The sequence below is a fragment of the Bacillus sp. TH22 genome (genome assembly GCF_016651015.1).
In the GTDB taxonomy this organism is placed as follows: Bacteria; Bacillota; Bacilli; order Bacillales; family Bacillaceae_G; genus Bacillus_A; species Bacillus_A mycoides.
This window is the reverse complement of record NZ_JAEKER010000001.1, coordinates 118092-130944: the sequence shown is the minus strand read 5'-3', so window position 1 is coordinate 130944 and position 12853 is coordinate 118092. Positions and strand designations below refer to the sequence as shown.

General features: G+C 33.8%; 10 protein-coding genes and 7 pseudogenes. 8 read left to right on the top strand and 9 right to left on the bottom strand.

The window, feature by feature from the left end; translation table 11 throughout:
- Nucleotides 1-115 precede the first annotated feature (115 nt).
- Together JFU18_RS00730 and JFU18_RS00725 are read left to right on the top strand one after the other, a co-directional pair.
- Nucleotides 116-400, top strand: a pseudogene (locus JFU18_RS00730) (DUF6198 family protein); the annotation flags it as partial.
- A gap of 214 nt (nucleotides 401-614) precedes the next feature.
- Nucleotides 615-800, top strand: a pseudogene (locus tag JFU18_RS00725) (IS4 family transposase); the annotation flags it as partial.
- A 128-nt stretch (nucleotides 801-928) separates the two neighbouring features.
- On the opposite strand, the gene JFU18_RS00720 reads toward JFU18_RS00725, so the two are convergent.
- Nucleotides 929-1453, bottom strand: coding sequence for a cysteine hydrolase family protein (locus tag JFU18_RS00720; protein ID WP_078184947.1), 525 nt, complete (start codon nucleotides 1451-1453; stop codon nucleotides 929-931).
- A 43-nt stretch (nucleotides 1454-1496) separates the two neighbouring features.
- Nucleotides 1497-2036, bottom strand: coding sequence for a GNAT family N-acetyltransferase (locus tag JFU18_RS00715; protein ID WP_201033966.1), 540 nt, complete (start codon nucleotides 2034-2036; stop codon nucleotides 1497-1499).
- Nucleotides 2037-2256: 220 nt separating this feature from the next.
- On the opposite strand from JFU18_RS00715, the gene JFU18_RS00710 reads away from it, so the two are divergent.
- Nucleotides 2257-2760 (top strand): kinase, encoded by a 504-nt coding sequence (locus tag JFU18_RS00710; RefSeq protein WP_078176514.1) that lies wholly within the window; start codon nucleotides 2257-2259, stop codon nucleotides 2758-2760.
- Between the two features lie 28 nt (nucleotides 2761-2788).
- Here the strand turns inward: JFU18_RS00710 and JFU18_RS00705 are convergent.
- The 3 genes and pseudogenes from JFU18_RS00705 to JFU18_RS00695 all read right to left on the bottom strand — a co-directional run bounded on the left by JFU18_RS00705 (nucleotide 2789) and on the right by JFU18_RS00695 (nucleotide 6175).
- Nucleotides 2789-3463 (bottom strand): annotated as a pseudogene (locus JFU18_RS00705) (hypothetical protein).
- A 493-nt stretch (nucleotides 3464-3956) separates the two neighbouring features.
- Complete coding sequence (entB, locus tag JFU18_RS00700) at nucleotides 3957-5465, bottom strand: cell wall-binding protein EntB (RefSeq protein WP_201033967.1); 1509 nt, start codon at nucleotides 5463-5465, stop codon at nucleotides 3957-3959.
- Nucleotides 5466-5681: 216 nt separating this feature from the next.
- A pseudogene (locus JFU18_RS00695) lies at nucleotides 5682-6175 on the bottom strand (nitroreductase).
- 261 nt (nucleotides 6176-6436) lie between these two features.
- On the opposite strand from JFU18_RS00695, the gene JFU18_RS00690 reads away from it, so the two are divergent.
- Entirely contained in the window at nucleotides 6437-6817 is a 381-nt protein-coding gene (locus JFU18_RS00690; RefSeq protein WP_002127880.1) for a VOC family protein, read from the top strand.
- A gap of 52 nt (nucleotides 6818-6869) precedes the next feature.
- A complete protein-coding gene (locus JFU18_RS00685) occupies nucleotides 6870-7355 on the top strand; it encodes a GNAT family N-acetyltransferase (RefSeq protein WP_002127881.1) in 486 nt (161 codons plus the stop codon).
- A 100-nt stretch (nucleotides 7356-7455) separates the two neighbouring features.
- On the opposite strand, the gene JFU18_RS00680 is transcribed toward JFU18_RS00685, so the two are convergent.
- Together JFU18_RS00680 and JFU18_RS00675 are read right to left on the bottom strand one after the other, a co-directional pair.
- Nucleotides 7456-8001 (bottom strand): NADPH-dependent FMN reductase, encoded by a 546-nt coding sequence (locus JFU18_RS00680; protein WP_201033968.1) that lies wholly within the window; start codon nucleotides 7999-8001, stop codon nucleotides 7456-7458.
- A gap of 90 nt (nucleotides 8002-8091) precedes the next feature.
- A pseudogene (locus JFU18_RS00675) lies at nucleotides 8092-8231 on the bottom strand (sigma-70 family RNA polymerase sigma factor); the annotation flags it as partial.
- Nucleotides 8232-8361: 130 nt separating this feature from the next.
- Between JFU18_RS00675 and JFU18_RS00670 the strand changes: the two are divergent.
- Nucleotides 8362-8843: pseudogene (locus JFU18_RS00670) on the top strand (hypothetical protein).
- Between the two features lie 34 nt (nucleotides 8844-8877).
- A pseudogene (locus tag JFU18_RS30450) lies at nucleotides 8878-8952 on the top strand (hypothetical protein); the annotation flags it as partial.
- Between the two features lie 263 nt (nucleotides 8953-9215).
- On the opposite strand, the gene JFU18_RS00660 reads toward JFU18_RS30450, so the two are convergent.
- Both JFU18_RS00660 and JFU18_RS00655 read right to left on the bottom strand, forming a co-directional pair.
- Nucleotides 9216-9752 (bottom strand): DinB family protein, encoded by a 537-nt coding sequence (locus tag JFU18_RS00660; protein ID WP_085311742.1) that lies wholly within the window; start codon nucleotides 9750-9752, stop codon nucleotides 9216-9218.
- 111 nt (nucleotides 9753-9863) lie between these two features.
- Nucleotides 9864-10910: a DUF2332 domain-containing protein gene (locus tag JFU18_RS00655; protein WP_201033969.1), complete on the bottom strand. Its 1047-nt coding sequence runs from the start codon at nucleotides 10908-10910 to the stop codon at nucleotides 9864-9866.
- A 421-nt stretch (nucleotides 10911-11331) separates the two neighbouring features.
- On the opposite strand from JFU18_RS00655, the gene JFU18_RS00650 reads away from it, so the two are divergent.
- Nucleotides 11332-12837 (top strand): malate:quinone oxidoreductase, encoded by a 1506-nt coding sequence (locus JFU18_RS00650; RefSeq protein WP_274378591.1) that lies wholly within the window; start codon nucleotides 11332-11334, stop codon nucleotides 12835-12837.
- The last annotated feature ends 16 nt before the right edge of the window (nucleotides 12838-12853 follow it).

Below are 12853 nucleotides of genomic sequence, written 5' to 3'. Positions count from 1 at the left end.
GAGAAAAATATACTAAAAATCACATCTCTTATAACTCTAATTATTATAATCTGTCATTATTCATAATAAAAAAATCACTCCTCATCTATTTTTATATGAGAAGTGAGCTTTTTATATGGGCTATACACCAGCGAAACTCCCATTAATGCCGTACGATGCGTTAACTTATGCAATTAGTGAAAAATTTAATTTGAAATTCGGTAAAGCCAAAATTTCAAGCGATTTAATAAATATTTGTGTGGCTGGTACAATATGTGTAATTTTCATTCAATCATTAGGCTCAATTAGAATCGGTACACTAATTGCCGCCCCTTTTATAGGCAAAATTTTTGAGTTGATGATACCAGATTATCAACTCACTCTTCTACACTGGGTATTTAAAACAGATAAAACTGCCTAAGGAGTCATAATAAAGTATAGGAACAGGGGAATGTCTAATTTGTAGATGTGTATTTAGTAGAGAAGTGCAAAACACTAATTATACGGATTGTGATAGTGAATTTTTTCTTCAAGGCATAGCACCACATCGCTATCAAGCTAAGATTAATTTGTATGCATATAATCAAAAAAGATGCTATTTTTTTTAGAAATATACAGAAATAATGGTGTTTTGTATGACTCTATCGATTCAAGATGAGTTTCATTTATTCGCTGAAAAACTACAGTGATTTCTATCTCCAAACATCCTTCAACAGCTCGCGCAGGAGACGGGTTTCGTAAAACGTAAAAGTAAGTACGGTGCTCGGGATTTGGTCGCTTTATGTATTTGGATTAATCAACACGTAGCAAATGATTCCCTCAATCTATATCGACCGTAAATCGAAATTTTCTGGCATTTTTTTATTTGAAATCGTTTTATCGACTCACTTCGACAACTTGTTTTCAAATAAAAAAGCGGCCACTCTTTTAGAGACAGCCACTTTCCCACTTACGCTTCCACTTTCAAATCTTTAAATGCAACAACATCCGCAAATGCTCCAAACACTACGTTATGATGCTTCACAATATCTTCAGCACGTAATACATCAGTATCAAACGTACTATGCGCATCACTCACTAACGTTACTTTGTACCCTTCACTACATGCTCTGCGCGTTGTCGTGTCCACGCAGTACTCTGTTTGCATTCCTGAAATTATTACGTGCTCAATTCCTTTTTCTTGTAACACTTCGTTTAAGTTTGTCTTATAGAATGAATCTGGTGTCGTCTTTTCAACGATACTATCACCCTCTTGTGGTGCGATTGCCGCATGCACTTTCCAACCATCTGTACCTTTTTCCAAAGGATGATCTTTCGGCCCGTTATGTTGTACATAAATAACTGGAATATCATTTGAACGACATGCCCCAATAAGTTCTTGTAATGTTTGTAAAAACCTTTCCCCATTATATACTGGCATTCCCGCTGTATACATTCCAGCTTGCACATCAATAACTATTAATGCTTTTTTCATCTCACACAGCTCCCTTTGTTTGTATAAGCCCTTTCATAAATCATTATAATTGTTTATATTCCATCATCCAACAATCTTCTAATTTCCCCTCATGCAATTCATGTTCCTTTAAAACCTTCACTTTTTTAAATCCGCATTTTTCATAACACTTTATCGCACGTTCATTATTTACTCTAGGATCCATCGCTATCGCTTCTGCTCCTAAACTCTCCATAATGTATGCACTTGCTGATTGAACAAGTTTTGTGCCAATTCCTTTTCCCCAATACACTGGCTCACCGATGAATTGGTCCATGCCCCATACATTCTGCGATTCTTCATATCCATATAACGCTTTCCATTCAGAATCAACTGGATACATTTGAATGTAACCGATTGGAACGGCATCAAATTCTATTAAACATCTTTTTTCATGACCGTTTGGATGATGTATAAAATGATCAAGCACCTTTTCTACAGATTGCGGACTATCTCGTCCTTCGTAATACTGCAGGACTTCTGGGTCTGTTAGCCATTTTGAAATGATAGGTGCATCGTTTTTTATTACGTATCTAACTAATAATTGTCCCTTTTGGAATAACATAGGTCACCTCCTTATTAGTTACTCTTATAATAACTTTTCTATATGCGAATAGTAAATTTTCCAAACAGCTTTACTTGCATAATCCCACAATAAGAAATTATTCTGTTCAACCTATACTGAGTATCATAAACTATTATTTAACTAACTAAAAGAATGTTTCCCATAATGAAGTTCTTTTGTAACAGGACCTAAAAAACTAAAACAATTTGGAGATGAGACTTTGAAATCAACATTAATTATTCTTCGAGGAAACTCCGCAAGCGGCAAGACAACTATCGCAAAGGAACTGCAAGAACATTTCGGGCAAGGAACACTTCTAGTCTCACAAGACGTTGTGCGCAGAGATATGCTAAAAGTTCACGATACAATAGGTAACTTATCTCATGATTTATTATTTGAAATTACGAAGTACGGAAAAGGAAAATGTGAATTTGTTATTTTAGAAGGTATACTGAGCAGTCGTAGATACGGTGATATGCTGAAAGAATTAATACATTTTTTTGATGAAAATACGTTTACATATTACTTCGATTTATCATTAGAGGAAACAATTAGACGCCATAACACAAGGGGAAAAAGGCATGAATTTGGTGAGGATGCATTACGGAAATGGTATAATCCTCACGATACAATTGAAGTTGCTAGAGAAACTGTATTTACAGATGATTTCACGCAAAAAGATGTATTTCACACTATTCTTAATGACGTTACACAACAAAAATAAGACTGAATCATTTGTCAGTCTTATTTTATTATGTTCCTTGTATTTCAGTTTTCATAACGGAACAATCTTTACATAAGTAATAATATATATTCATTTCCCCAAACTGAAAATCAACTACTGAAATAAGTTCCCGTTCTTCAAGGTCTTGTGTAATTGTAGCAACATATTTCATCTCTTTAGAACAAGCTGGACATCCTAAATCTTCTGGAACTTCATCGTATAAAGGCGCTCCTAACAATCTACATATATATTCCGAACCGAATAAGTCAAAAGCTTCCCAGTAACGATCTTCATCAGTAGGTATATCTTCATTTTTCATATTTGTTAGCTTTACATTAGTTTTTGGTAGATCGACCGGTAGTTTATCCTCATTTTCCATTATCCAATCTTCCGTATTGTCCTGCTTTATTATTTATACCGTTTTACCACCATTACTTAACTGAAAATATTGCGGCTCCCACACCATCGAACAATTCAAGCAAGAAACGAATGGTAAAACATTCATTTCATCATTTTTAAGTTCAACAAGCCTATCATCTTTCAAATCTAAACTAAAGATTTGATGCATTTTCTCATTGCATAGCTTACATAGTGGTAAGTCACAATCTTGACCACCAAAATAATGATTATATGAATCTTTCCCTTCCATTACTCTATACCCTTTTATTTCATTATAATGTGTGCCATATAATTCTGTTGTCATATTTAATCCTCTTCTCGCTTATAAAGGTGATCCTCGATACTAATCTTTTAATAACTTTCGGTACATAAAACATTTTTTATTGTTGCTAATCATCATTTTTCTTATTCTTATCACCGTTATCTTTTTGGTATGAATACGATAATAAAATAATAACAATTTACAAGAAGACTGAGTTCTGTATCCATTCTGACGCTATAGGGATTTGGAACGTTTTAAACTCTAGTATAAGACTAAATAAAATAATTACTATTTTATGAATATTTTTCTCCTATTTATCTAATTGTATTTTAATAGTGATAGAAGAACAATATGGTTGTCAGAAATACAAATAAGGATTAAATACTTCAATAGGGTTACTTTGACCGCTCACTGTACTCAGCAGCAAAATTAATTCTTTTACATATCCTTCAAATTTTTTCAATGAATCACATTAAGGCAAAAAATAAAAGCCAGTCTCAATAAAGAGAACTGACTTCTATTTGGATAACCATTATTATAAAACTTTTACTTTAACAGTTTGCCTTCCCCAATTCATAGCTTTACTTTTTGAACCCATTAAAACATCAATACGATTTCCTTTAATAGCACTACCAGTATCACCAGCAATAGCTTCTCCATAACCTTCTACCCATACTTTAGATCCTAATGGGATTACCTTCGGATCTACTGCGATAATTCTCATATTAGGATTTGCCGTTAAATCATGACCCATCGCAGTTAAAACGCGTCCACCATATGTACCATTTTCACTTGGATCAGCAGTATATGCTGTCGCTACTACCGTTAATTCACGTTTAGCAGACTGTGTGTTATTTTTAGATACTTCTTGTGTCTTTGTTGCTTCTTTTGCTTTCGCTTCTTCTATTTCTCGTGCTTGCGCTTCTTTCTTAGCCTTTGCTATTTCCTGCGCTTTTGCTTCTTCTTTTGCTTTTGCTTCTTCTTTTGCTTTTTCTATTTCTCGTGCTTTTGCTTCTTCCTTAGCTTTTGCTATTTCTTGTGCTTTTGCTTCTTCCTTAGCCTTTTCTATTTCTTGTGCTTTTGCTTCTTCCTTAGCTTTTGCTATTTCTTGTGCTTTTGCTTCTTCTTTTACTTTTTCTTCTTCCTTGGTCTTTACTATTTCTTCTGCTTTCATTTCTTCCTTAACTTTTACTCTCTCTGTTACTTTTTCTTCTTCCTTGGTCTTTGCTATTTCTTCTGCTTTCGTTTCTTCCTTAACTTTTACTCTCTCTGTTACTTTCGCTTCTTCTTTAGGCTTTACTATTTCTTCTGCTTTCGTTTCTTCCTTAACTTTTACTCTCTCTGTTACTTTTGCTTCTTCTTTAGGCTTTACTATTTCTTCTGCTTTCGTTTCTTCCTTAACTTTTACTCTCTCTGTTACTTTTGCTTCTTCTTTAGGCTTTACTATTTCTTTTACCTTCACTTCGTTCTGCTCTTTTGTTGTTTCTTTCGCTTTTGCTATTTCTTGTACTTTTGCTTCTTTCTGCGTTTTTACTTCTTCCTTTGCTTTAACTGCTTTTTGTACTTTCGCTACTCGCTTCGTTTTCTCTTCAGCTTTCTTTTCAATTGGTGCTGTACTTGATAGGAAAGAAACATTTGCATAAGCTGTTTTTCCTTTATACTCAAATTGCAGCCATCCATCTTTTACTTGATGTGTTGATTCAATTACATCATCTTGTTTCAGTCTGCCAAGAATTTCTGATTCTGTGTTTGCTTCAGTACGTACATTTAATAGGTTTGCTGTTACATGATAAATATCTTTTGTATACTCCGAACTTACAAACAATTCTTTACCATTTAAATCAATTTTTGACCATCCTTCTTCAGTATGTATGACCTTTAACTTTTGTCCTTCTTTTACTTTTTCGACAACTTTTGATTCCGTAGTTGGCTTTTCACGTACGTTAAGTACATCCGCTGTTACGATAGTTTCTGCGATAGCAGATGTGGTAAAAGCCCCCAATCCAAGAACTGTTGCTGTTGCTGCGCCAATTATTTTTTTCATATTAGCCTCCATTGCGTTTTTTTGAGTTCTATGAAATCCTTCCATAAAATTAGGGAATTCCACAGAGTATCAAAACATTTGTAACAGTATATTAATACCACTTAATATACTGTTTTTAAAACTTTCTACTCCAATATTATCAAATTTTCATTTCTAATTCTATACATTATAAATCTACTTATCTTCTATAAACTCTTCATGACCTTCTACTTCACACTAGATAGTTGTCGCAATTCCTGCCAAAAATAAACTTACAATTGCTAAAAATGGCGTTCCAGACTATTGCACCTCTTAAGTGAAACTTATAGTCTTTATATCCTTTCATTTCCTCAGTACTAGGAATAACAACAAATCTTGGAGTAATCCGAACAAAATATAAGCCAATCGATTATTAATAAATCTACTAAATTGAAAATCATTACAATCCCAAAAGTATGTAAATAGGCTTCAATATACAATAATTTCACATGGTGATGTAGTATATATGTAGAAACTAAAGGCGTTCCGAAGAGAATAATATTGTAAATAATTCCGAAATAAAATGTTTGTTTTTTTTCATTTATCGATTTTGGCAAAACTACTTTTTGAATATCTTTCGGATAATCATTTAACCAAAGGCGAGGATTATAATACGCAGACCCTAATATCATAATAGACAGTATAAAAGACATGGAAATACCGACAATCACCATTTGTTCAAATTGCCCCACAAATGTCCCTCCTTATTTGAAATTTTGACGTACGTAATTCACTTAATTAGACATTGTATGCATGTTATGACTTAAAAATTATCTAATACCATTAATAAAAATTTTTCATTACAATCCGCTTTTTCCTAACGTCCATTCTTATTTCTTGCACTATGCATGCAAATTTAATAAAGTGAACATCTAATTAGTGTTGTTGAATTTCGCTAATTATTACAGAGTACATATTTTTTAATTTACATAAAGAATGGATTGGTGAAACGAATGAAAATCGAACATATAGCAATTTGGGTAAATGATTTAGAATTAATGCGTACTTTCTATACAAAGTACTTTAACGGTAAAGCAAACTCTTTATATCATAATGAAGCGAAACACTTTGAATCTTATTTTATTACGTTCGAATCTGGAGCGCGCCTTGAAATTATGCGTAAGAAAGGCATAGAAAACGAGCCTAACCTAAATATCACTGGCTATGCACACATGGCTTTCTCTGTTGGTAGTGAAGAACGTGTAAATGAACTAACAAAAACGTTAAAAGAAGCTGGTTCTCCTTTATTAAATGGACCACGTTTCACTGGAGATGGCTATTACGAAAGTGTAATTAGTGATCCGGAAGGCAATCAAATAGAGATCACTATTTAACTATCGTTTATCTTTTCTGAAGAACTAATAAAAATTCGTTTGGAGGAACCCTATGCATAAACTGCATTTCAAAAAATTTGAAGCAACAGATTTTAGTCCATATTTCCAGCTCGTATCAAATGAAAGAGTGATGGCACAAATTACAGAGCGTGCTATTCCGCTAGAAGAGGCACAAAACGACTATGAAAAATTGTTAAGGCGCAATGAAAAGCATAAACTGTTTGGGTCTTATAAAGTTTATGACAGTGCAACAAATGAATTTATCGGCCTTGGACATGTAACAGTGAATGAAGATAATGTAAAAGAAGCTGAAATTGGGTATATGATTTTGCCAGAGCACTGGGGAAAAAGATATGGTAGTTATATCGCAAGAGAATTAATTGAAATAGCGAAGCAGACAGATGTAAGCGTACTAAAAGCAATTATCGATCCGAGCAATACCCCCTCTCGGAAGATTTTACTAAACGTTGGTTTTACATCTGAAAAAGTTTGCGAGATTGATGGATTGCCTGGGGAGATTTTGAGTACATATATTTAACTATATAAAAAGGCAATGCTACATTTGAACTAACCGTAGCATTGCCTTTATCTTTTTTTATTATAAAAGTCCCATTTTCACCTTAATACGAACTAAATCACTATTTCTTTATCTCGTCTACTACACTTTGAACTAAAGAGATAAGAGCTTTCTTTGTATCCTCATCTGTTACTTTTGCATCATCACTAAATTTAGTTCGCACAGATGGGATTAATAACGAGCCATTTTGAACGACAATTGTATCTAGCATACCTAGTGTAAGTAATAAAGATTCATGGGCTTTATCCCCTCCCGCAATTGATGGTGAAGCTGTTATAATAGCCACTGGCTTTTTATAAAGTTCCGCTGATGAAACAAGCCATTCTAAAGCATTCTTCAAAACTCCTGGAATACTTTTTGCATACTCTGGTGTACAAATAATAAGTGCATGTGCTTCACTTAATGTCTTTCGAAATTCTTCAACAACAACCGGTGCTCCAACTCGATCTACATCCGGATTAAAATGAGGTAGTTCCTCTATCCCATTATAAATAGTGTAATCTATACCTTCTGGAATAAATGCTGCTAAAGTTTTTAATATGTTTGTGTTGGATGATCCTTCCCTAATACTTTCTGAAATCGCTATGATTTTTTTGTGTATACTCATATGATCCCCTCCTACAAACATCATACTTATGCAGTCAGAGAAAAATCAAAAATATTGAACTATTTAACAAGCTGTACATTCATCAATTTTGACATCTTGCTTTTGATTCCCTAATAAAAATACTACTGTCTATAAATATCTTTACTTGTTAATTTATAAATAACTCGAAAGGCTTCTTGGTCCCTAGGCTCCATTTTATACAGCCATTCTTTTAATTCTACTTCATCCAAAATTACGTTACCCTCTCATGATCTTTCACACTATATTCGCCCGTTTCTCACAAAAGGTTCATTTTACATAAAAATTTATTTATTACAATAAAGATATACTATATATTTTACAGAAAGGATGATTCGTATAATGAACAAAGAAGACAAACTTTATGCTGAAAATGTATTAAAACATCTCTTCATAGGAGCACAAGTTGATGGATTGCAATTTGGTATTTCTCCAGCAACTATAAAGATTCATTTTACAAATTTCGATTCGATGTTGACTATGATGGGCAATTATATGTCAACATCGAATCGAAATGGTTTTTATTTAATAATCCACCAGAAAAGTACCCTTCTAATGAGGAGGAATTTGACGATTATACTGAGGAGGAAGAATATAAGAGAATTTTTGAAGTAAGAAGAAAAAAAGTTACAAACATACAACTTGCTAATGAATCTCCGCATTTATTTATAACATTTGAGAACGGACAAATCATGTTTGTAAATGGTTTTCATGATCACTATGAATGCTGGCAAGCTGGGGTCCAATTTGAGGATTGGCTTGTAGTTGCTGCACCTGGAAATGAAATCGCTACTTGGACTCCTTATGAATTTACTAATAAATAAGCTGTCAGAAATCACAATATAAAAAGTATATCTTGCACAAGGGGCAACAGATTTACGTAAATCAATTGATGGACTAGCGACTGTTGTAAAAGAAGAATTTGAAATTTAAAATCACCTCGTTTTAACAGGAAAAAGTGGCATTTTTACTATTTCTAATGTTCGCTAATGCTTATTGCGTGATTTGGTTCCATTGCTACACAAACCCCAATACCCACCCTTAGCTTGATGGGCATGTATAGTGCCCCCTATTAGCATCAACGAGAAGGAATAGACCTTGTAAAAAAACATTTATAATTCCACTGATACGCAGAAAAATAAAAAGAGAATAATTCAGAAATTCCCTATGAATCATTCTCTTTTTATTTTCATATTTTAACATGCTGGATATGCCTTAGAACCCAAATAACGTTCTTTTACAAGTTGACGATGATGAAGCTCATGACCAGCAATAATGTTTGCTAATGCAAGAACCGTGACTTCAGAATTGTTCGCAATTCCCCTTTGTAACCAAGCTTCTTTATCTAAACTTTTAAGCAAATGCATAGTAGATTGGCGAACAACTATTAAATTCTCAAGAAGATCTTGCATAGATTGCTTATCAAAAGTTGCTCTAAGAACATACATATCATCGTTATATCCAGGAAGTTCTGCTGTCTCGCCTCTTGCTATGGAAAGCAATCGATACGCCATAATACGTTCAGTATCCGCAATATGACCGATTACTTCTTTTATACTCCATTTATTAGGAGCATATCTAAAATGTCCCTCACTATCAGAAATATCCTTCAACAAAAGATTCGTTTCCTTCATTTGTTGCTCTAAAATATGTATGATATCTCCATCTGGTATTAAGTTTATGTACGTTGAATAATAGGGGTTATATTCATTTGCCTCTGGTCTCTTTTGCATGCTCATCATCCTTTTTATTTTTATCCTTATATACAACTTATCATAAATTATTATCATATTAATCAAAAAATTTATTTTTAAAACAAAAGGTCCCCATCCTATAGGATTACATTAACAAAGCGGCTTATCCCCAAGCCCCCAACTAAACCATCCTCCATGCCCTTCCGTTTCCCCAACAGTTTCACAATATTCGTTTCCGTTAATATAATAATCAATATGAAGGTCCCGGTCCCACATGTTGTTATATAGGTGGAATACATCACGTTTTGCACCTATTTCTTTAATTTGTTTTTCTAGCTTATGTTTTACATTTTCAGGTATTTGATTTGCGACGTGTGTATGGAAAATGCAGATTACAGCATCTTCCCTTATTTGATTTGCAATGGCTGGAAGAAGTGCTACACCGTCCCCTTCAATTAATTGTACTGATTTTTCTTTTACAAGCGTTGCTGCTTGATCGAATAGTTCAAGTCTTTCTTTATGTTCTGGCCAAATAAGCGCGCGTAACCATAAATAATCTTCTTCATCATTTAAATTATTCACATGTAAATCTAGTCCGATTCTTTCTACGACAGGTGGACTTTGTTTTAGCAGATTCGGCATATTCTCCCCTCTTATTTCAGAGGTTAAATGAACATTCGATTGTGTATTTCCATACACTTCTTCCATTCCATATGAATAACGATATTGATCCCAAAATAGTTGTAATCCCGCACTTGTACCAATTTCTATTAACGCCAATGGTTTGTTCACTTTATTAAATATGTAACAGAAACTTGGATATAAATAGGCACATCGTCTTACTTCATTCGTTTGAACAAGTTTCGTTTGTAATAAAGAGATAATTTCTTCTCGATATACATGGCAAAAATCTTTAAATTGGTAAAAGGCATTTTCAAAATTTATATCAGCATTTTCAACTAAACTTTGATAATAGTTTTTTAAACTGTGCTCTTTTCCTTTTAGCAATAAATAATGGACTGCACCTAATAATAAGTTTGGGACTGGTTGACCAGGTTGTGCGTAGGAAGCTAACGTAAGAACTTCCTCATCTTCAGAAATTTTTATTGATAAGTATTCGTATAAAACACTCGATCCTTTACATTCATTCGCAGAAAAATCCCGAAATAAGTTTGCGATTTGTTCACGTGTAAGCAATGGTATCCCTCCTATTTAATTTTCTGAATAATCTTATCATTAAAATGTTATTTATACTATTTTTTCACATTAAATGTTTCAAAATAGAATTTTACTAGTTCTCAAAGATAAAGAATTTAAGTATTTATAAGCTTTTTTGGGATAACATCAAACTGGAATTCTTCTCCAAATCTAGCTTTACTACTATGCAGTTTACCCTTATGGCAGAAGAATTCTAAGAAATAAAACGTTAAATAGTTTAAAATTATCAGATAACACTAGATATTTTACTCTATTAATTATTATAATAGAGTATGAGATGGTTATATAATTGAGACAAAAAAGATAGATTCCTAGGTGGGGCCTAGGCGGTGTTTTCTTTTTACGGCTTAGAAATAAAAAACACCTACTCTTTTTTGCCAATATAGGGGATGGAGAGATTATCATGAGCAACATGCAGCAAAAAACAGACGTTATCTTAATTGGCGCAGGAATTATGAGCGCAACGTTAGGATCATTACTGAAAGAATTGGCACCTGAATGGGAAATTAAAGTATTTGAAAAACTCGCAAATGCCGGAGAAGAAAGTTCTAACGAATGGAATAATGCCGGTACAGGACATTCTGCGCTATGTGAGCTTAACTATACATCCGAAAAATCCGACGGATCTATAGATATTGGTAAAGCTGTAAAAGTTAACGAACAATTTCAACTTTCAAGACAATTCTGGGCGTATCTTGTAAAAAGAAATTTAATTCGTAATCCACAAGATTTTATTATGCCACTACCTCATATGAGTTTGGTACAAGGGGAAAAAAATGTAGAGTTTCTAAAAAAACGTTTTGAAGCGCTTTCAAAAAATGCTCTATTCCAAGGAATGGAATTTGCTGATGCACCTGACACATTAAAAAAATGGCTTCCACTCATTATGGAAGGTCGTAATTCTAATGAACCTATGGCTGCAACAAAAATTGATTCTGGAACAGATGTTAACTTTGGTGCGCTAACACGTATGTTATTTGATTACTTAAAAACTAAAAATGTGGAGCTTAACTACAAACATAGTGTCGAAAATATTAAACGTGCGAAGAACGGTTTGTGGGAAGTAAAAGTACATGATATGAATAGTGGTAAAATCGAACACCATACTGCAAAATTCGTCTTTATCGGCGGCGGTGGCGGTAGCCTACCTCTACTTCAGAAGACTGGTATTCCTGAGTCAAAACATATTGGAGGATTCCCAGTAAGTGGACTATTTATGGTATGTAAAAACCAAAAAATTGTAGAGCAGCATCATGCAAAAGTATACGGAAAAGCTAAAGTTGGTGCTCCGCCAATGTCTGTACCTCACCTTGATACAAGATATATAGACAACAAAAAAGCTTTACTGTTTGGACCATTTGCAGGTTTCTCACCTAAATTCTTAAAAACTGGCTCAAACCTTGATTTAATTGGTTCTGTAAAACCGAATAACGTCTTAACGATGTTAGCAGCCGGTGTAAAAGAAATGGGATTAACAAAATACTTAATCCAACAAGTTATGTTATCACACGAAAAGCGTATGGAAGAATTACGTGAGTTTATTCCGAACGCTAAAAGTGAAGATTGGGATACTGTCGTTGCTGGACAACGTGTGCAGGTAATTAAAGATACTGATGCAGGTGGGAAAGGAACACTTCAATTTGGTACAGAAGTTGTTAGTGCAAATGACGGATCAATCGCTGCGTTACTTGGCGCTTCTCCAGGTGCTTCTACTGCTGTTCACGTTATGCTTGAAGTATTAGAAAAATGCTTCCCAGAACGTATACTAGAATGGGAGCCAAAGATAAAAGAAATGGTCCCTTCTTACGGCGTGTCACTTACGGAAAATCCAAGACTGTTCCAAGAGCTTCACGCTTCAACAGGACGCACACTTGGGTTAAATGAAAAAGAAGCTGTTCACAATTAATGAATAGATTAAAAAA

What these genes read in the sequence shown, in the direction of transcription:
- JFU18_RS00720 (WP_078184947.1), bottom strand. Translation starts at nt 1,453, where the DNA reads ATGAAAAAAGCATTAATAGTTATTGATGTGCAAGCTGGAATGTATACA.
- JFU18_RS00715 (WP_201033966.1), bottom strand. Translation starts at nt 2,036, where the DNA reads ATGTTATTCCAAAAGGGACAATTATTAGTTAGATACGTAATAAAAAAC.
- entB (WP_201033967.1), bottom strand. Translation starts at nt 5,465, where the DNA reads ATGAAAAAAATAATTGGCGCAGCAACAGCAACAGTTCTTGGATTGGGG.
- JFU18_RS00690 (WP_002127880.1), top strand. Translation starts at nt 6,437, where the DNA reads ATGAAAATCGAACATATAGCAATTTGGGTAAATGATTTAGAATTAATG.
- JFU18_RS00685 (WP_002127881.1), top strand. Translation starts at nt 6,870, where the DNA reads ATGCATAAACTGCATTTCAAAAAATTTGAAGCAACAGATTTTAGTCCA.
- JFU18_RS00680 (WP_201033968.1), bottom strand. Translation starts at nt 8,001, where the DNA reads ATGAGTATACACAAAAAAATCATAGCGATTTCAGAAAGTATTAGGGAA.
- JFU18_RS00660 (WP_085311742.1), bottom strand. Translation starts at nt 9,752, where the DNA reads ATGCAAAAGAGACCAGAGGCAAATGAATATAACCCCTATTATTCAACG.